Below are 19908 nucleotides of genomic sequence, written 5' to 3' on the forward strand. Positions count from 1 at the left end.
CTTGTTAATTTGCCAAATTAGCAGGAAAAAGGTAGGAACCTGTCGAAACAAACGAAACGATAGATAACCTGTAAAGTGGGGTGTTCTTGTGCCGTTAACGCCATTGGACATACATAATAAGGAATTTAGCACCGGATTTCGTGGATATAATGTCGATGAGGTCAATGAGTTCCTTGATCAAATTATCAAAGATTTCGAGCTTTTGATCAAAGAGAAAAAAGAGATGGAAGAACGCATTGCCATTCTCAACGAAAGAGTAGACCACTTTAAAAGCCTGGAAGAAAACCTGAGCAAGTCTATACTGGTTGCACAGGAAACGGCTGAAGAAGTGAAATCAAATGCCAGAAAAGAAGCGCAATTGATTTTGAAAGAATCCGAAAAGAACGCAGACCGGATTGTGAACGAAGCATTAGCCAAATCTCGCAAGGTAGCGATTGAGATTGAAGAATTAAAGAAACGCGCTTCGGTATATCGCATGCGTTTCCGAACATTATTGGAAGCACAATTAGAGATGCTGGAAAACGGCGATTGGGATGAGTTAGATAAAGCTACCTCCCAGGTTGAAATTAATGAATAATGATTTGACTTGAGGTCAAAAATGGGGTTATAATAACCTCCAACTTTCTTTTTTTATATCAACAGACGATGAACGGGACGAGTAAGTAAGGTTGCGCTGTCAAGAGAGCTGGGGCAGAGGTGAGATCCTAGCCAGACGCACTTGCCGAATATCACCCGGGAGTTCAATAGACTGAACCTGACACAGGGAATCCGCACTACTATAGTAGATGTGTTAGCAGTAAGTGAGCGCGTCATTCACGTTACGAATGAAGAGTGGACGATTTTTAGGCGTGAAAATCGTTCAATTGGGTGGTACCACGGGAGTCTTTCTCGTCCCTTTGCGGATGAGAAAGGCTTTTTTGTTTATGTGTGGTTTGTAACTTATCAATGGAAAGGCTGAGTGAATCAAGATGAGTATCGATTACAGTAAATCACTAAACTTGCCAAAGACCGAGTTCCCGATGCGAGGCAATTTGCCAACTAGAGAGCCAGAGATCCAATCCTGGTGGGAAGAAATTGACATCTACAAGCAAGTGCAAGAGCGTACCAAAGGACGTCCATCCTTCGTTCTTCACGATGGCCCTCCGTATGCCAACGGTGATTTGCATATCGGGCACGCCCTGAATAAAATCCTCAAAGACATGATTATTCGCTTTAAATCCATGTCCGGCTTCGATGCGCCGTATGTACCTGGATGGGATACTCACGGTTTGCCAATCGAGCAAGCCATTATCAACGCGCAGAAGCTGGATCGTCGCAATATTGAAGTGAACGATTTCCGCAAACGCTGTGAAGAATACGCGTGGAGCTATGTGGATAAGCAACGCAGCCAATTCAAACGTCTTGGCGTGCGTGGAGATTGGGAAAATCCATATGTGACCCTGCAGCCTGAGTATGAAGCTCGTCAAATTCAAGTGTTTGGCGAAATGGCGAAAAAAGGCTATATCTACAAAGGCCTTCGTTGCGTGTATTGGTCTCCTTCATCGGAAACCGCGCTTGCGGATGCGGAGATTGAATACAAAGATAAACGTTCTGCTTCCATCTATGTCAGCTTCCCAGTAAAAGAAGGAAAAGGCAAGCTGGATACAGAAACCGGAATCGTCATCTGGACGACAACACCATGGACCATTCCAGCCAACTTAGGCATAAGCATTCATCCTGAATTGGAATACGCCCAAGTGAAAGTGGGAGATCGCAAATTCTTGCTCGCATCCGGCTTGCTCGAAGCGGCATCCAAAGAAATCGGCTGGGAGCAGTCAGAGGTTCTTGCCACATTCAAGGGCAGTGAGCTTGAAGGGGTTGTCGCGAAGCATCCATTCTATGACCGTGAATCACCAGTATTGCTTGGCGAACACGTCACATTGGATGCTGGTACCGGTTGCGTGCACACAGCTCCCGGACACGGGGAAGACGACTTCGCGATTGGAGCGAAATACGGTATCGGCGTACTTTGCCCAGTGGATCACGAAGGAAAAATGACCAGTGAAGCTCCTGGCTTCGAAGGGTTGTTCTACGAAGACGCCAACAAATTGGTAACCGAGAAGCTGAATGAAGTGGGCTCACTCTTGAAGCTTGGCTTCATCACTCACTCTTATCCGCATGACTGGCGTACGAAAAAACCTGTTATCTACCGCGCAACCGAGCAATGGTTTGCTTCTATCGATGGTTTCCGTCAACAATTGCTGGATGCGATCAAAGAAGTAAAATGGGTTCCTGCATGGGGTGAAACCCGGTTAGCTAACATGGTCGCAGATCGCGGTGACTGGTGTATCTCCCGTCAACGCGTCTGGGGTGTGCCAATCCCAATTTTCTATTGTAAATCTTGTAACGAACCAATCATCAATGACGAAACGATTCAACACGTTTCTGATTTGTTCCGTAAAGAAGGCTCCGGTGTATGGTTCGCCCGTGAAGCCAATGAGTTGATTCCAGCGGGTCTATCTTGCCATAAATGTGGAACAACCGAGTTCCGTAAAGAAACGGATATCATGGACGTATGGTTCGATTCTGGCTCCAGCCACGTGGCTGTGCTTCAAGAACGCGGCATGAGCTATCCGGCTGATCTGTACCTCGAAGGATCTGACCAGTATCGTGGATGGTTCAACTCTTCGCTTTCTACTGGTGTTGCCGTTACAGGACACGCACCGTATAAAGGCGTGTTGAGCCACGGTTTTGCCTTAGATGGTGAAGGACGCAAAATGTCCAAATCACTTGGAAACGTCGTGATTCCACAAGAAGTTACCGATAAACTAGGAGCAGACATTCTTCGTTTGTGGGTAGCATCCGTTGATTACCAAGCGGACGTGCGTATCTCCGATGCGATCCTGAATCAAATTGCTGAAGTATACCGCAAAATCCGCAACACCTTCCGTTTCTTGCTCGGAAACCTGGACGGATTTGATCCGAAGAAAGATCGTGTAGACTACAACCAATTGGGCGAACTGGATCGCTATGTACTGGCAAAAGAAGCACAAGTCGTAAACCGCGTACGCAAAGCGTATGAAGAGTATCAATTCCATTCCGTATTCCATGCGATTCATAACTTCTGCACAATTGACTTGTCGGCGTTCTACTTGGATATCTGCAAGGATCGCTTGTACGTAGAAGCGCCAAATAGCGAGAAACGTCGAGCGGCACAAACCGTGATGTACGATTGCCTCGTTGACTTGGTTCGTCTGGTTGCTCCGATCCTGTCACATACTGCGGATGAAGTATGGCGCTTTATCCCAGGTGTATCGACTGTAAGCGTACAGTTAACCGATATGCCAGAAGTAAACGAGCAGTATCTCAACGCAGGCAAAGAACTGGAAACCAAGTGGGACAACTTCCTGGCTGTTCGTGATGAAGTACTCAAGGCGATGGAAGAAGCTCGCCGCAATAAGGTATTTGGTAACTCTGTCGATGCCAAGCTGGTGCTTTATCCGAATGAACAAAGCCAAGCTGCGCTTGCGGCAATGGAAGATTTGGCCGATCTGTTTATTGTAGCGGATGTGGAACTTCTTCCAGCGGGTACGCCTGCGGATGAGAAAGCGGCGAAGTTCGAGAGCATTGCCGTTCTTGTCCTTCCAGCTGAGGGCGTGAAGTGCGAGCGCTGTCGCGTTGTGAAACAAGACGTTGGCAAAGTGGAGAAGCATCCACAGCTTTGCGAGCGCTGCGCAGATATTGTAGACGAACACTACGCGGACGCTTTACAATCTTAACCTTAAATCACCTACTAAAATAGCCAAGACAGCCAAAACGTACGGATTCGTTTTGGCTGTCTTTTTTTCTGTTGTTGGCGTGCTGAAATGATGAATGGTACAATCTGATCGAAGACACCCTCATCATACTATGTCACCAATCCTTTATGATTGGAACGTACCGTCAAGAACTCGAGAAGAAACAGTTAGGATGAGATTAATGATTAAGGTATTAGTTGTAGAAGATGATCCGATGGTTGCAAAATTTAACCAGCTTTATTTGGGAAAAGTAGATGGATTCATACTTGAAGGTATTTCTTCCTCCTATGATGAAGCCTTGCGAGTTTTGCACCAAAAACCAATTGATCTGGTTCTCTTGGATATTTACATGCCTGGAAAAAGTGGACTAGAATTGTTAGCCGAGATCCGAAAGCTAAACCAAAAAGTAGATGTGATCTTGATTACAGCGGCAAGTGATATCCAAACGGTGAATAAGGCCTTACGTTTCGGGGTTGTAGATTATTTAATCAAGCCATTTGAATTTGAACGATTTAACGAGGCGCTTTCTTCCTACCGCGAAGAGTTCAAGTTTATTCAAGAATTAGAGAATATCAACCAGGAAGATTTAGATAAACATCTTTTATATAAGGATCGGCCAGCTATAGCGACCGGGTTGCCTAAAGGTCTTACCCAAAGCACATTAAAAATGGTGTGGGATCATATTGAAGGGAAGAGCGAGCCATTCTCGACTGAGGAGATTGCGGCTGACGTCGGCATCTCACGTGTCTCCTTACGGAAGTATCTCAAGTTTCTCAGTGATATCGGGATCGTAAACATAGAGATCGTCTACGGTTCAATCGGCCGTCCAGTCTACCTGCATCAAATCATCAAAGAAAAGCGTGATCTAATTAAAAACTATTTGTAGCAAAAAGAAAAACGACTCGTTAGGGGTCGTTTTTTAATATGACCTAAAGCGCTTTCAAAAGTTACAAAAACTATAATTATTTTATGAAACCGCTATCATGAAGGAGAAAAGCGAAAAGGGGTGTTTATATGGAGAACACGAGAAATTTGAATGCGGTTTCATTTGTACCTACAGCTAGACCTACTTTTTTCTCCAAGCTATCCAGTCTAAAAGTTGGAACTCTTCCGCTACCCTTATATGTAGTTTTGGCTCTTATCATTTATGCGGCGTCTGTTTATAACAAGCTACCGACGGATATGATTGGCGGGTTTGCCGTTATCATGATCATGGGAATTCTGCTCGGTGACATCGGTCTTCGTGTCCCGATTTTAAAAGATATCGGCGGTCCAGCAATCCTCGCCTTGTTCGTTCCGTCTGTGATGGTCTTTTACCAGGTGATTAATCCGCCCGCTCTTGAAGCGATTACGAATTTAATGAAGAAATCCAACTTCTTGTACCTCTACATTTCCTGTTTGGTGGCTGGCAGTATCCTTGGGATGAATCGCAAGGTGTTGGTTCAAGGTTTTATCCGGATGTTTATTCCGCTGGTCGTCGGTACGCTTGCCTCTATTGTAACAGGTGTCCTGGTTGGTTCCTTGTTCGGTTATGACATGAAGCATACATTTTTCTATATCGTCATTCCGATTATTGGCGGCGGTATTGGTGAAGGAATTCTGCCTCTTTCTCTGGCCTATTCGGAAATTCTCAATAAACCGGCGGAAATGTTTGTTTCCCAGATGATTCCTGCGGCGATTATTGGGAACCTAGTTGCGATCATTGGTGCGGGTATCTTGAAACGCCTAGGTGAAAAGCGACCGGATCTTACGGGCAACGGCGTTCTGGTTCGGACAGGAAAAGATGACTTGGTAGGTATGAATTCAACGATTGATAAGCCTGTAAACTTCTCTTTGATGGGAGCGGGACTCCTGTTGGCTTGCAGCTTTTACATTTTTGGAAACCTGGCGCATTCATTCGTGGATATTCCGGGAGCAATCATCATGATTTTAGCCGCAGCTGTTGTGAAGTATTTGAAGCTTCTGCCAGAGCAAATGGAACAGGGAGCCTATCATTTGTATAAATTCATCTCGACTAATTTAACTTGGCCGCTCATGGTTGGTTTGGGAGTGCTTTACATCCCGTTAAAAGATGTAGCGGCTGTTGTAACACCAGCATACGCCATTATCTGCGCATCCGTGGTTATTGCCATGGTTGTATCCGGATATTTTGTCGGCAAACTAATGAATATGTACCCGGTTGAATCGGCGATTGTTACCGGATGTCATAGTGGTCTTGGCGGAACGGGAGACGTAGCGATTCTTTCAGCTTCCAACCGTATGGAATTAATGCCTTTTGCCCAGATTTCTACGAGAATTGGTGGAGCTGGCATGATCGTATTAGCCACATTGTTAATGAAATTTTTCAGTTAGGAGCGTTAATATGACACCGGAAATGTTACAAGAGCGTTCATTGAGATTGCATAAAGAATTAGTCGGAAAAATTGAGGTTGTAAGCAAAGTGGAGTTGAATACCGCAGAAGACCTAAGTTTGACGTATACACCAGGTGTAGCCGAGTCGTGTAAAGTGATCGCAAAGAACAGTGAGGCTGTCTATGAGTATACGGCGCGTGGCAATATGGTTGCCGTCATTTCGGATGGAACCGCTGTATTAGGTTTAGGGGACATTGGTCCAATGGCCGCATTGCCGGTAATGGAAGGAAAATGCATTCTATTTAAACAGTTTGCCGGAGTAGACGCGTTTCCGCTGTGTGTAAACACCAAAGATGTAGATGAAATTGTAATGATCGGGAAGGCGTTAGAACCAACGTTCGGGGGAATTAATCTGGAGGATATCTCGGCTCCACGGTGCTTCGAAATTGAGCGGCGGTTGCGTGAAGAGACGAATATTCCTGTATTTCATGATGATCAGCATGGGACAGCCATTGTCGTGTTGGCAGGTCTTCTGAACGCGTTAAAAGTTGTCGGCAAGAAACAGGACGATATCAAGCTGGTTCTGAATGGAGCGGGTTCAGCCGGCATCGCGATTACCAAGCTGTTGTTGAAAGCTGGCTTAAAAAATATTACGCTGGTTAGCTTAGAAGGAATATTGTGCTCAGGGGAAAGCTGGATGAATCCAGCACAAAGGGAAATCGCGGAGCGTACCAATCATGATAATATCCGTGGGACTTTGATGGATGCGATAAAAGGCGCAGATGTGTTCATTGGAGTCTCAGGTCCAGGAGCCTTAACCAAAGAGATGGTTCGCTTGATGAACCCGGGAGCCATTGTGTTTGCCTTGGCTAATCCAACACCAGAAATTTTTCCAGAAGAAGCACTGGAAGCGGGCGCAGTCGTGGTAGGTACTGGACGCTCGGATTACCCGAATCAAGTCAACAATGTGCTCGCGTTTCCAGGGATTTTCCGGGGAGCGCTCAATGTGCGAGCATCAGACATTACGGAAGAGATGAAACTTGCAGCGGCTTACGCTATTGCCAATATCATCGCTCCTGACGAATTGAATTCCAACTACATTATACCGAATCCGCTCGATACTCGGGTTGCTCCTCGAGTTGCGGATACTGTAGCCAAGGCGGCGATCGAATCAGGGGTAGCACGAGTTCACAATCACCAATAGAGTGACCATAAATGATTTGAGAATCAAGAACATTCTTTCCATTTGCGCAAGCCCGCTAAAGAAAAGACTTCGTCCGCTTAAAGTCTCCTTGGAAGTGACGCTTAGTGAAGGAGAGGAGAATGGGATAAAAGGCGCCATCCAACCCGAAGGGCGCGAAGCGTTTGGCGACTTCCTTTCGGATTGAGAGAGCGAACTATTTAGCATCCTTGCGAGCTTCCACAGAGCGTAAAGGGACGAAGTCTTTTCTTCGATTTTATTACTTTAATACTAAACAACATTTGTGCGTTAGCGTAAAATCTTGCCTGATGAATGTATAGGGATTACGATTGAATAATTCACACATCTAGGACAAGGAATGAGAAATTATGCACGCTGAATTATCGTTTGCACTTCTTTGCTTTACTTCATTTCTTACATTGATCAATCCGTTAGGGGTTATGCCAGTTTTCATGACCATGGTGTCAGATTACGACAATGCAGTCATTAAAGCCACGGCAAGAAAAGCGTTAATGGTGTCATTTCTCACGCTTCTTGTGTTCGCGTTCACCGGTCAATTGCTGTTCAAATTTTTTGGCATTTCCGTGAACAGCTTAAAAATTGTGGGTGGGGTCATTTTCTTTTTTATGGGACAAGAGATGCTGCAAGCTCGACTTGTCAAAACGAAGGTGGCTGAGCCGGAACTTAAAAAATACGTCAATGACATCTCCATAACGCCTCTGGCCATACCAATGATCTGCGGTCCCGGGGCGATCACCAATTCCATCGTGCTTATGGAAAATGCTCATAACCTGATTGAAAAAGGCATTCTTGTTCTTTCCATTCTGTTCATTTGTGTTTTGACGTATGTTGTTCTTCTGAATTCCTCCCGTTTGATGCGTATCCTTGGTGAAACAGGCAATACCGTCTTAATGCGTTTAATGGGACTGATTGTGATGGTGATCGCGGTCGAATTCTTCCTGGGTGGATTAAAGCCTTACCTTCTGGATATTTTGTCCCATCTTCCGAAAGCATAGCTGCACGTAATTCCTCTCACTGCTGGTGTGTAAGAACTGCCAGTAGTGGGGGGATTTTTTTTGCGCATACTACAACCAAGATTTTAAGCAAAAGGATGGTGCTACCGTGGACAAAGCGAAGATTGCCCGTCTGAAGGAACGCATGCTTGAGGAGAAACGGGACCTGGAAGAACGTCTAAAAGAGAATAACGAATATGACTTGAATAATTCCATGTCTGGTTCGATACAGGAATTCTCCATGTACGATAATCATCCGGCCGACGTCGGGACCGAGATGTTTGAACGTGAGAAGGATCTCTCCTTATATTTACTAGACCGCGAGCAATTGCGTGAAATTGATCAGGCTTTGGAACGGATTGAGAATGGCACCTATGGAATCTGTACGGTGAGTGGCAAACCGATTCCTGAGGAACGTTTGGAAGCCATTCCATGGGCAGCTACGACCAAGGAACATGCGCCAGCTCCCAACATCAACTACCAACGGCCGATTGAAGAGGAGTTTTTAAAGCCGCCGTTTGGACGAACCTCACTTGATGAACGGGACGACGCCAATTTCTTCGATGGAGAAGACGCCTGGCAGATCGTGGAGGCGTGGGGAACCTCCAGTACGCCGTTCTCTTTTCTTGATAACGATAAGACCGACTACAAGGAAATGTACATTGAATCTGATGAAAACGAAGGCTTCGTGGAGGCTGTTGAACAGATTGGCTATACCGATATACACGGGTATCACGGGCCAGATAGTGTCCATTTCATGCGTAGCGGAACGTACGAAGAGTACATGCGCAAACAAGAAGGCAAGGGAAATTATCTCGATTATGAAGAGTACATCAAAGAAAAGGCTGATCGCCAAGGCCGAGATGATCTACTGTAAGCCTAAGCGGTAGAAGGGGAGGAGAAGACGCGATGAAAATCGATCGAATTGAGACCTTTCCTTGTCTGTATCGGGTACCCAAACCATACGGTGACGCCAATGGCTTAAAGAAGTACCGAAGCTGTTACATGATTAAAATAACAACTCGATCTGGTTATACCGGCTGGGGAGAATGCATCGATTGGCTACCTACACTTGTGAAGGGATTTCAGGACAGAATCATCCCTTATTTGATGGGCAAAGAGGCTACCGATCATCATCAGCTGGTTCAAGTGATTGGAAAATGGCATAAGCGCTCAGCGACAGCAGTCAGCATGGCGCTGACAGAGATACTCGCCCAAAAAGCGCGACTCTCTGTCTGTGAGCTTTGGGGCGGTGCTTTTCATACAACCATTCCTGTTTATGCTTCCATGCAATCTTATTCACTCGATACCAATTGGCAAATGGATCACTCCTTGTCGCTGGTTGGAAAGGCCATGCAGGAAGGGTTTCAACAATTTAAAGTCAAGATTGGGGGACGTACTCTCCGAGAAGATCAGTCCCATATTGAACTGCTACAGGAATTATTGGGCTCTACCGCTTTAGTGGCTTTGGACGCCAACCAGAGCTATGATTTGGCAACTTCCCGGATATGGACAAGGTTTCTGGAGAATTGGCAAAACACTCTCTGGCTGGAAGAGCCGATGCCACTCGATCAAATCAGCGACTATCAAGCCCTGCGCTCGTATTCTTCTATTCCGATAGCGGCTGGTGAGAATTTGCAAAGCCCAGTCAAGTTTTTGCCGTTTCTGAGGTCTGGCGCTCTTGATATCATTCAACCAGATACCATGCATGAGGGTGGGATTGACGATTTTCGAGATACCTTGAAGCTAGCGCGATATTTTGGAATCCGGTGCTCTCCCCATGCGTTTGATGGAGGGTTATCGCGGCTATATGCTATTTTTGCCCTAGCGTGTATGAACCAATGGACCAAGATGAACCAGGACCCCATTGAATCGCTGGAATGGGATGTCATGGATAATCCATTATCGTATATTGTCACATCAATCAAACCACAGCAGGGTAAAATAATAGTCCCTAACGGAATTGGCATAGGCGTTGAAATCGATCAAGAACGAATAAACCATTATCTCTGGGACTATCGCCCATATCATTAAGAGGTGAGGAGTGGACATGGCTCAAGACACAAAAAATCTAATTGGCTTAGCAGGTGTTCCACTTGTGATGGTACTTGGGAATTCCATGTTGATTCCGGTACTTACCACGATGAAGAATAAAATGGATTTAACACAGTTTCAAACCAGCTTCTTGATTACCTCTTTTTCCATCGCCGCAGGTCTGGTAATTCCGTTGGCGGGGTATTTATCCGATCGCTTTAATCGTAAATTGGTGATTTCCATCGCGTTAAGCCTGTATGGTCTTGGCGGACTTCTTGCTGGTTTGGCCTCCATATGGTTTGACCATCCTTACATGCTAATTATGGTGGGGAGGGTTTTACAGGGAATTGGCGCTGCCGGGACTTCTCCCATTGCCATGGCACTGGTTGGGGATTTGTTCAACGGGGCAGCCGAAAGCAGAGCGCTTGGATTATTGGAAACCTCTAACGGCTTAGGAAAGGTGCTAAGTCCGATTTTTGGTTCTCTTTTAGCTCTCATCGCTTGGTATATGGTGTTTCTCGCCTTTCCCGTTATATGCGGTGTGGTTCTCTTAATCTTTTTGTTTCTGGTCAAGGAAAAAAAGCAGAAAAAGGAACCCATGCCTGTCAAACAATATCTTCACTCGATCAAGCACGTTTTTCAGAAAAACGGCAAATGGCTGATCCCCGCATTTTTTATCGGGAGTATTTGCTTGTTTACGTTGTTTGGGGTGTTGTTTTATCTCTCTGACTTGTTGGAGGAGCAATATAAAATTGACGGGTTAATCAAAGGGGGTATTCTCGCCATTCCTTTGTTAGCCATGAGTATAACGGCCTACATTACGGGTTCGGTTATCAAGAAAAAACTCGGCCTGATGAGGACATTGATTGTAACCGGGATGTTAATGCTCGCGGCCTCTTATCTGATTGCAAGCTTCATCCAAGGAATTTACCTGCTGATTGGTGTGTTGATGATCGGAAGTATTGGCACGGGCTTAATTCTTCCCTGTCTCAACAGCATGATAATCGGTGCGGTCAAGAAAGCCGAGCGCGGGATGATTACTTCCTTGTATAACGGGGTTCGCTTCATTGGAGTTGCGGTGGGGCCTCCTGTGTTTACCTGGCTGATTGGCATTTCCAAAAACGTGATGTTTTATTCAATCACAGGGCTTACCCTCTTGTTTGCGATCATTGGGTTTTATTTTATCAACCCTGAGAAAAGCAACAACAAGCATCTTACCGCCGCGGGAAAGCAGCAAGCGGTCAATAAACCTGTAGACAATTTGGCCATGCAGCAAATCTTGGAGGATATTCGTGACCAGGATCCCGCACAGCAGCAAAATGCTGAAGAAGAGGAAAGCACGACGGATAAAATTTACGAATCTCTAGGTTTCAATCCGAAGCAGCCGATTAGTACGTTTCTTAAGCGAGGCAAGGCAAAAGCAAAAAGGTAATGGCTTGGAATTATCGGGTTCCAAGCCATTCATTCGTGATAGACAGGATTCAATTAGAGGAGAGGCGTTCGGGATAGTAAGGGTGTTGCTTGATCCTCTCCAACGTCCGTGGATACACCTCATCATACAGGAATCGGCTGAATCGGGGATCTTTTTTGACATGGAGCGGAATTTCATCAAAGAGCACCATGCCCCCTACATTTCCTTCCTTTTTGTAAGGGACCTCTTTTTCTACTTTGGCGACGTAAATATCCTTCACAATGGTGTCATTCACGATGTACTGTCCGATTTTTTCGATAGCCGACAGGACACAGCCTGTTTCCTCGTAGGTTTCTCGGATGGCCGCAGCAATACTGGATTCTCCCGGTTCCACTTTTCCTCCAGGCAACTCAATTCCACGTATGGTATGTAGGGTAAACAGCAATTTTTCCTGATAAAAAGCGAAAATGAGTACATGGCCTGCAGTTCTCTTCGAATAGATGGTTTCATCGTAGGTAAGTGTTACTGGCAAGCCAAAATCGTCCGTAAACTGATACATAAGCTTATATCTCCTTCAGACGCAGTGAAATGTGCTTGACGGCTTTCATGGCTTGCCCCGCAGCAAGCGCAAGACTAGCGTAAGCAGCTCCGTTGGTAAGATCACCGATGGCATAAATCCACGGCTGATTGGTTAATTGATGTTCATTTACTTGTATGAAGCCTTCCTGATCTCGGACAAGGAGATCGGTAGGAATTAAATTCCCTTTTACGCCGATACGTTGAAGAATCCAATCGACCTCTAGAAAATGAGGCTCTGCTCCGTTGGTCTTCAGTAAGACACCTCTGGTCAGTGGATCTTCTACTGTTCCCACGAGCTCTGTCTGATAAAGAATCGAGACATTGGCGCAAGTTTCAAGACGCTTGGTCCATTCAGGACGCGCGCGTAATTCCTTGCCCCGGACCGCCAACCAAATCTGCTTGGTATAGGAAGAAAGATTGTAACTGCTCTCAACGGCGCGATCCCCACCGCCAATAACGAGTACCCTCTTATCTTCAAGCAGATAACCTTGAGCCGTGGTGGAAAAGTTGTCGGGCAATACCATCGAAGAATGCTCAAGAGTAACAAGCGTATTGGGTCGCACTCCTGTGGCTAGAATGACGTAGTCCGCCTGATACGTTTGCTTGCTCGTTCGGATCACCTGTCGCTTCGAATCAATTTCTTCAAGGGATTCGTTCAAACGGCAATCAAGCTGAGCGACATCAATATTTTTTCTCAACTCGGTTAAGAGTGCAGTCCCATTGGCAAACGTGTTGGGAGGATAATCCCAAATTTCATTTTTGATTTGTTTTAATTGACCACCGATGTGGGGTTCTTTTTCGATGAGGACAGCCTGGAGCCCCAGACGCTTGCACCAGATTGCGGCTGAGACGCCTCCCATGCCGGCGCCAATAATCAACACCTGTACTTTTTCCACAGCGCTTTCCCCATTTCTTTCACATGACCGTCTTTCTATTGTATAGTCTAATTCCATAATCAGCAAAGGATTCCTGTCTTGTTATGTGCTTGAAGTACCCCTTGTATTGCGGATGAGGCCCATGAGCAATACTCCTATTACGACCAGCCCGACAAATCCCCAATACACCAGTGGAGAGGTGAAATAGGGAGCGAGCCTCGGCTCATCTGTGATCATTCGAGCGGCAGTAAATGCAAGGACCGCTGACCCGATATACATAATTAAGGGATGACGCTCAATCATATGTAAGATGATGGTACTTCCCCAGACAATGACAGGGATGCTGATCATTAATCCGAGCATGACCAACCAAATGGAGCCCTGGGAAGCTCCCGCTATGGCGAGCACATTGTCAAGACTCATCACGACATCGGCGATAATGATCGTCCTGATGGCAGCGAACGTTCCTGTCCCTGTTTGAATAGAGGGTTCATTTTTATTATCCATCATGAGATTGTAAGCAATCCAAATCAAGAGGATTCCTCCCATCGCAAGCAAGTAAGGAATTCGAAAAAACCAGGAAACGAACAGAATCAATAGAGTTCGCACGATGATGGCTCCAACGGTTCCGAATAAAATGACCCGATTCTGGATCGTCTTGGGTACCGTTCTCGCAACCATACCGATTACGATCGCGTTATCTCCAGCCAGTACCAAGTCAATGATGACAATGCTAAAGAGAGAGAGGAAAAATTGCGCGGGGGAAAATTGTGTGGAGAACAGATCCAAGGAAGATCACCTCAGAACTTATGATGTCCCCCGTTACATGAAAAAACTCCACAGGGTAGACCTGCGGAGTTATCTTCTCTTGATACGTCCTGATCCGCTTTTCGTGCGGGGAGGGGACTTACTGCGTGGTTGGAAGGTTGGCGACTTGTAGTTGCTGGATGAATCCTGGTCGATGGTTGAACCGTTACTGGATCTGGTTATTTTGCCAGAGGATCCAGAGTTAGACGTGGTACCGGAATAATCAGTACCGGATGATTTCGTGTTGGAGCCTCGTTTGATAATGGAACCACTTCCCGATTTGGTGATCGGAGGAGCGGCCTTTTGTTCGGATTTGGTCGGCACGTGATACTCTCCGACGGGTTTGTATGTGTCCCGAGTCGTGTATCCTCGATAGTGACCCGAAGATCCTCTGAGTGCATCAAACAAGTTGCCGATGATGCTTGCCGTAATATATCCTTCCAGGAAGGAATTATCGTAGTTCTTCTTGACAAATTCTTTGCTGTCTACCTCGATTAAGGTATCTTCCGGCTTTTTCTCGTCTTGCTGAACGTGATACCATTCGTCTGAATAAACGAGAAACATGTGCTTCGGATCATCTTTGGATAACTCGTCAGGCTTCCGCTGATCGGCGAGCTGATGAGCAACCTCTGGTACGGTTTGGTTGGCCGCGCGGTAAATCCGTGATGTTTGTCCGCCGTCCTTATTGGTTACGGATTCGAGGGGATAAGACGAGCCAACCGACGAGTCACCACATCCAGCCAACATCAGCATCAATAGTGCAGGCAGCAGGATCAACTGAATCACTCGCTGGAGATGTTGTTTCATCTATTGTCACCTCCTTTATTGGTTAGTAGGTTCTTATGATCGTTCCATGCGGTTAAAAGCTTCTTAAGCTCCGCGCAGTACTTGTACATCAGCTGGAATCACGAATTCACCCTCATACAGCATGAATCGTCCATCCTGCCATTCAATCCGAAGAAGCTTGCGGTTATCCGATTGGTACTGCCAGACGTACTGATCGCCTGCATTTGCAAATGATGTCTTGCCCACAGTGGTTACCATACCATTATACTGCTCTTCTAAGTGGTAGACAGTATCCTCCAGCTCAATTGTCGTCGGAACTTCATCAACACTATCCAATCTGCCGTCAATCGCCGAATAAAGTTCATACTCTGTTCGTTCCCGATCCTCGATGTGCAGGTAACGCAAGGTATTGCCGTCTTGGAGAGTGAGGAAGATAGAGTTGCGGCTCGAATTACGGGTTTGCCCCGTTACCGTATAAGTGACAAGGGAGACTTCGACTACATCTCCAGGGGCGACTGTCAGAATGCTTTTCTCCATTTTTGGAGGTTCAGGCTTTGCCAAAATGTTTTTGATTCGATTAAACAGACTCATTCGTGAGGCTCCTTTCAAGGGGATGACAAATTCGAGCATTCAAGAGAAAAAAAGGGGTACCGCACATGGCGGTTTACCCCTCATATTTCTTCATAAGCGCCGCCAATTCATCCTCGACTTGCTGATCTTTATTCAAACTTGCGATTTCGTCATCCAAGGATTTTTCCTTTTTGTAGATTTCACCGCTCGCTTCAGCTTCAGCTTCCAATTGAAGAGCCTTGTCTTCCATACGCTTCATGCCAGCCATCGCACTGTCGGAGTTGAATCCGCTCATCGCTTTGTTAATGTTTTTCTGAGCTTTCGCTGCATTCACGCGAGCGACAAGTGTTTCGCGTTTGTCTTTCAATTCCTTGATTTGTTTGCGCATTTCTTCAAGCTTTTCACGGAGATTGTCAGCAGCTAACTTGTTTTGCTCATAGCTTGCTTTGTATTCAACCATTTTTTGTTCAGCCGCTTTTTTCTCTTCCAAAGCGCGACGAGCCAAGTCGATGTTTTTCGCTTGAGCGGCAATGTTCGCTTGCTCTTCACGCTTGTTCACCAATTGTTCGCTTTCTTCATAAAGCTGTTTGAATTTCTTTTCGAGAGCGATTTGAGCGGCAACCGCTTTTTCTGCCTCTTCCAAATCGTCCTGCATATCGCGCAAGTACTGGTCCGTCATTTTAATTGGATCTTCCGCTTTTTCAATCAGAGAGTAGAGGTTAGACATGGTAAGATCACGTAAACGTTTGAAAATAGACATCGTTAAATTCCTCCTAAAAGGGTTTGAATTAGTGTAAGCCCCCAACCACCGACGCTAAACTAAAATCGTGTGGCTGTTCATATTAGGTAATACGACTTACGTTGCAGATAGTTTCACAAAAAATTCTCAGGGAAAAAATTCTCTATAGGAATGCGTTTGGGTTTAAGAGAAAGATGGACAACGACATAGGCCTACAAAACCGATATAATAGAGTTGGTTTGAACTGATTGATAGAGGAAGAATCGATGAAAGAGAAGATTTAGTTAAGGAGCGATACAGTCTTGAAGACACTTATCATTGCGGAAAAACCCGATATGGGGCGCAACATTGCAGCCGCAATCGATCCAAAAGCAAAAAATCACCGTACTTATATAGAAGGTGAACAATATATTATCACTTGGGCGATCGGTCACCTGGTCGGATTGGCCGAACCGGAAGCCTACGATGACAAATATAAAAAGTGGAATATCAACGACTTGCCGATCATTCCAGCTCAATTCAAGCTGGTTCCGAACAAAAAAACCAAGGATCAGCTAAAAGTGATCGCCGAGCTTGCCAAACGGAGCCATCTGCTGGTAAACTCCTGCGACGCCGGGAGGGAAGGGCAGCATATTTTTTCGCTGATTCAGCGCCACTTGAAACTGAGGCAGCCGGTCAAACGTCTGTGGATTTCGGATTTGACTCCCGAAACGATTCGTAAAGGGTTCGCCGAGCTAAAAGACGGTGCCGAGTATGAAAACTTGACCAAAGCCGCAAGGTCCAGAAGTGAAGCGGATTGGCTAATCGGGATGAATGGTTCACGGGTGTTTACCACCAAGCATAATGAGCTAATCTCAGTAGGTAGAGTGCAGACGCCCGTTCTCGCGCTAATTTATGATCGACAAAAACAGATAGAAGCATTCTCCTCGCTCAAGTTCTATGAGGTAGAAGCCCATTTCTCACAAAATGAAATGACTTATAAAGGGATGTGGCAAGGAGATCGTCTGACCGATTCCGGCAAAGCGGAAGCGCTGGCTGCCAAAGTAAAGGGCAAGCCCGCTCGGATTGACTCTTATGAAGTGAAGGAGACCAAAGAATATCCTTTCAAGCTGTATGATCTGACGCTGTTGCAGCGCGAGGCGAACGGCAAATATGGCTTCTCCGCGAAGAAGACCTTGGATACGGCACAGGCTTTGTACGAGAAGCATAAAGTCATCTCTTATCCAAGGACCAATTCCAACTATGTCACGGAGCAAAATATTCCCGAAATGCACAAGACCTTATCCGCTTTGCAAGGTACTGCCTATGATGAGCTTGTTCGAGGCGCCAACCGCAATCTCGTTCATAAAGGGAACAAATTCATCTGCAACCCGGCCAGGGTAGAGGATCACCATGCCATCTTGCCCACCTATCGCAAGGCAACGGGGCTTAGTGTGGATGAGCAGAAGCTCTATGATCTGATCGTGCGTCGCTTTCTCGCGCAGTTTTATCCCGCGGCCGAATATAAGGTGCATACCGTTCTCACCGAAGTAGAGGGTGAAAGGTTTAAAACTACGGTAAAAGAACTGCTCAGTCTTGGCTGGAAGGTCATTTATGCCGATCAGAAGAAGGATTCCCCCAAAACGTCCAAAGCCAAAGAGAAGGATGAGGACGAAGACGAGGAAATGGAAGTAAACGAACCCTTCTCTATTCAAAGAGACGCGGAAGTGAATTGCACAGATGCGCTCGTGAAGGAAAAAGAGACGCAACCTCCCAAGCATTACACGGAGGGCACATTGCTAAAAGCGATGGAAAGCGCGGGCAAACAGATAGAAGATGAAGAATTGCGTGAGGCGATGAAGGATTCAGGTTTAGGCACTCCAGCGACGCGTGCCGCGACCATCGAGCGGCTAAAAAAAGTGGGCTACCTGCAAATGAAAGGCAAGCGGATCGAAATCACGCAAAAAGGTCGCACGGTCATTCAACTGATCCGAGGCGCCGGGATTGATCTTTTAACCTCTCCTGAGATGACCGGACATTGGGAGCGACGACTAACCGAAATCTCCCGTGGAAGTGCTTCTGACGAGCAATTTATGGTGAACGTCAAGAAATTTGCCACCATGATTGTGGACAAGGTTCGGCTGCAATCGCGAGCGGACAAGAACTTGTTTGTCAACGAAGCGTCGAATAAGACTTCAAGAACTTCAAGCAAGCCGGCAACCGCAAGCCGATCAACCAGAGCCAAAAGCAGCCAATCAGCAGAGGACGCCAATGCTGCACTAGGTATCATCACCAATTGTCCACGTCCAGGCTGTGGGGGGGCCATTTTCATGGGGCGCAAAGGTTACGGCTGTTCCCATTACAAGGAAGGCTGCAAGTTCGTCATCTGGAAAGAGAATTATGGACGCAAGCTCACCGATACGCAAGTAAAGGCATTAATTGAAAAAGGCAAAACCGCCAAGCTCAAGCTGGTACTTCCCAACGGCTCTGCGACTGAAGGGCGAATTGTGCTGAATAACACTGAAACCGGCGAGCTGACGGTTGAGGCAAGTACAGCGACATAATCGCAACCCTACATTTATAAATCCTTAACATTTTATACACGCTAACCCGACTCTATGAAGCAGAGTCGGGTTTTTTATTATTAAAGAATGCCGAAAACACTTTATTTAGATAAAGTGTTTTCGGCATTCTCTCCATTCGCGTTAGCCCACCGAAGAAAAGACTTCGTCACTCACAGCTCATTTTAAGCGATACCAAGCGTAGAGAACGTAGGAAGGAAAAGAGTCGGCATTCTTTACATCAGACTGAGAAACTGAGCGATTTTCTTGCCGACTCCCTTCCGAAGTGAACGGAGCGGACAGAAGATGCTACATGCGAGCTTAAACAGAGCGACGAGGGACGAAGTCTTTTCTTCTTTTCGACACCCACAGAGAAATAGACAAAAAAGCAAGCTACCCTCGACAAAAGAAGAAATTGTGTGCGTCCAGCGTTCGACACCCTTCGTTTTCCAGCTACGCTATACTTTTTTATGTTCAATCAAGATTGTTCTCACGAATGTAAATAATTGCCACAAACAAGCGTGATTTAGTTGGCTATTGCTGTGGATATTGTCAGAAGGGAGCGCTGCTCATGATCGATAAAATTATGGAACTTCGTGCACAATCATTGCCAATTGCTGAAATTGCTCGCAGGTGCGGATTAACCGTTGGACAAGTCAAATATCAGTTGAAAAAGAGCAAGCGCTATTCCATGGGAACCTCCATACAAGCGGATGCGAAAGGTACAACAAGCCAACAGAAAGAACAAAGCAACACGTATCCGTGGAAGCTGCCTTCTTTTTATGGAGATAACATGATCAAGTTGATTCCCCAGGGGCCGACTGTTTTGTTTGCTTATTGGGAGATTACTTGGTCAAGAATGCGAATGGTCGCCACCTATCTACAGACGGACTACCGCATGATTCGCAAGGGAATCCGGCTTTATGATGTGACGGACCGTTATTTTAACGGGGCCAATGCTCATACATATCGTGACATTTTCGTTCAAGAGGAAGGAGCGTCAAGCTGGTATATTCACGATTGTCAGCCGGGACGCACGTATATTGCCGATTTCGGATTGTTTCACGAGGGAAGGTTTTGCCCGATCCTTCGTTCTGAACCGATTGTAACGCCACGCGACAGGCAAGCACCATGGGGAGATTCACTGGTTTCCTCTGCGGCTACTAGTGAATATCCTGCTTGGTTTGAGAATTTCAGTTCCTATACCGTGTACTCCAAATAAGCG

Annotated in this window: 17 protein-coding genes and 1 other annotated feature; of the genes, 11 read left to right on the forward strand and 6 right to left on the reverse strand. The window is 46.1% G+C overall.

Going from position 1 to position 19908, the window contains the following annotated elements; all coding sequences use genetic code 11:
• Positions 1-88 precede the first annotated feature (88 nt).
• The 9 genes from ACQCN2_RS08700 (at position 89) to ACQCN2_RS08740 (ending at position 11808) form a co-directional block, all read left to right on the forward strand.
• Positions 89-577: a DivIVA domain-containing protein gene (locus ACQCN2_RS08700; protein ID WP_426928500.1), complete on the forward strand. Its 489-nt coding sequence runs from the start codon at positions 89-91 to the stop codon at positions 575-577.
• A gap of 59 nt (positions 578-636) precedes the next feature.
• Positions 637-899, forward strand: a binding site (T-box leader).
• 75 nt (positions 900-974) lie between these two features.
• Positions 975-3758, forward strand: a complete 2784-nt coding sequence (gene ileS / locus ACQCN2_RS08705) for an isoleucine--tRNA ligase (RefSeq protein ID WP_426928665.1) — start codon at positions 975-977, stop codon at positions 3756-3758.
• Between the two features lie 199 nt (positions 3759-3957).
• Positions 3958-4662: a response regulator gene (locus tag ACQCN2_RS08710; protein ID WP_426928501.1), complete on the forward strand. Its 705-nt coding sequence runs from the start codon at positions 3958-3960 to the stop codon at positions 4660-4662.
• Positions 4663-4790: 128 nt separating this feature from the next.
• Entirely contained in the window at positions 4791-6128 is a 1338-nt protein-coding gene (locus tag ACQCN2_RS08715; RefSeq protein WP_426928502.1) for a 2-hydroxycarboxylate transporter family protein, read from the forward strand.
• A 10-nt stretch (positions 6129-6138) separates the two neighbouring features.
• Positions 6139-7332: an NAD(P)-dependent malic enzyme gene (locus tag ACQCN2_RS08720; RefSeq protein ID WP_426928503.1), complete on the forward strand. Its 1194-nt coding sequence runs from the start codon at positions 6139-6141 to the stop codon at positions 7330-7332.
• A gap of 365 nt (positions 7333-7697) precedes the next feature.
• On the forward strand, positions 7698-8345 hold the full coding sequence (locus tag ACQCN2_RS08725) for a MarC family protein (protein ID WP_426928504.1): 648 nt from the start codon (positions 7698-7700) through the stop codon (positions 8343-8345).
• A 106-nt stretch (positions 8346-8451) separates the two neighbouring features.
• On the forward strand, positions 8452-9219 hold the full coding sequence (locus ACQCN2_RS08730) for a TraR/DksA C4-type zinc finger protein (RefSeq protein ID WP_426928505.1): 768 nt from the start codon (positions 8452-8454) through the stop codon (positions 9217-9219).
• Positions 9220-9251: 32 nt separating this feature from the next.
• The gene (locus ACQCN2_RS08735) at positions 9252-10376 is read left to right on the forward strand and encodes a mandelate racemase/muconate lactonizing enzyme family protein (protein ID WP_426928506.1); all 1125 of its coding nucleotides are present in this window, start codon (positions 9252-9254) and stop codon (positions 10374-10376) included.
• A 16-nt stretch (positions 10377-10392) separates the two neighbouring features.
• On the forward strand, positions 10393-11808 hold the full coding sequence (locus ACQCN2_RS08740) for an MFS transporter (protein WP_426928507.1): 1416 nt from the start codon (positions 10393-10395) through the stop codon (positions 11806-11808).
• 49 nt (positions 11809-11857) lie between these two features.
• Here the strand turns inward: ACQCN2_RS08740 and ACQCN2_RS08745 are convergent, their stop codons facing one another.
• From ACQCN2_RS08745 to ACQCN2_RS08770, 6 genes are all read right to left on the reverse strand, one after another.
• The gene (locus ACQCN2_RS08745; RefSeq protein ID WP_426928508.1) at positions 11858-12346 is read right to left on the reverse strand and encodes an NUDIX domain-containing protein; all 489 of its coding nucleotides are present in this window, start codon (positions 12344-12346) and stop codon (positions 11858-11860) included.
• Positions 12347-12350: 4 nt separating this feature from the next.
• A complete protein-coding gene (locus ACQCN2_RS08750; protein WP_426928509.1) occupies positions 12351-13262 on the reverse strand; it encodes an NAD(P)/FAD-dependent oxidoreductase in 912 nt (303 codons plus the stop codon).
• A gap of 81 nt (positions 13263-13343) precedes the next feature.
• Complete coding sequence (locus ACQCN2_RS08755) at positions 13344-14030, reverse strand: TerC family protein (RefSeq protein ID WP_426928510.1); 687 nt, start codon at positions 14028-14030, stop codon at positions 13344-13346.
• A 69-nt stretch (positions 14031-14099) separates the two neighbouring features.
• A complete protein-coding gene (locus ACQCN2_RS08760) occupies positions 14100-14855 on the reverse strand; it encodes a DUF4247 domain-containing protein (protein ID WP_426928511.1) in 756 nt (251 codons plus the stop codon).
• A 63-nt stretch (positions 14856-14918) separates the two neighbouring features.
• Positions 14919-15425, reverse strand: coding sequence for a DUF4178 domain-containing protein (locus ACQCN2_RS08765; RefSeq protein WP_426928512.1), 507 nt, complete (start codon positions 15423-15425; stop codon positions 14919-14921).
• A 73-nt stretch (positions 15426-15498) separates the two neighbouring features.
• Positions 15499-16164 carry a PspA/IM30 family protein gene (locus ACQCN2_RS08770; RefSeq protein ID WP_426928513.1) on the reverse strand — a complete coding sequence of 222 codons (666 nt, stop codon included), beginning with the start codon at positions 16162-16164 and terminating at the stop codon, positions 15499-15501.
• Positions 16165-16445: 281 nt separating this feature from the next.
• Between ACQCN2_RS08770 and ACQCN2_RS08775 the strand changes: the two genes are divergently transcribed.
• Both ACQCN2_RS08775 and ACQCN2_RS08780 read left to right on the forward strand, forming a co-directional pair.
• Positions 16446-18686: a type IA DNA topoisomerase gene (locus tag ACQCN2_RS08775; protein ID WP_426928514.1), complete on the forward strand. Its 2241-nt coding sequence runs from the start codon at positions 16446-16448 to the stop codon at positions 18684-18686.
• Between the two features lie 568 nt (positions 18687-19254).
• The gene (locus ACQCN2_RS08780) at positions 19255-19905 is read left to right on the forward strand and encodes a DUF4912 domain-containing protein (protein ID WP_426928515.1); all 651 of its coding nucleotides are present in this window, start codon (positions 19255-19257) and stop codon (positions 19903-19905) included.
• Positions 19906-19908 lie beyond the last annotated feature (3 nt).

This window comes from Brevibacillus ginsengisoli, from assembly GCF_050113715.1.
Taxonomy (GTDB): domain Bacteria; phylum Bacillota; class Bacilli; order Brevibacillales; family Brevibacillaceae; genus Brevibacillus_H; species Brevibacillus_H ginsengisoli.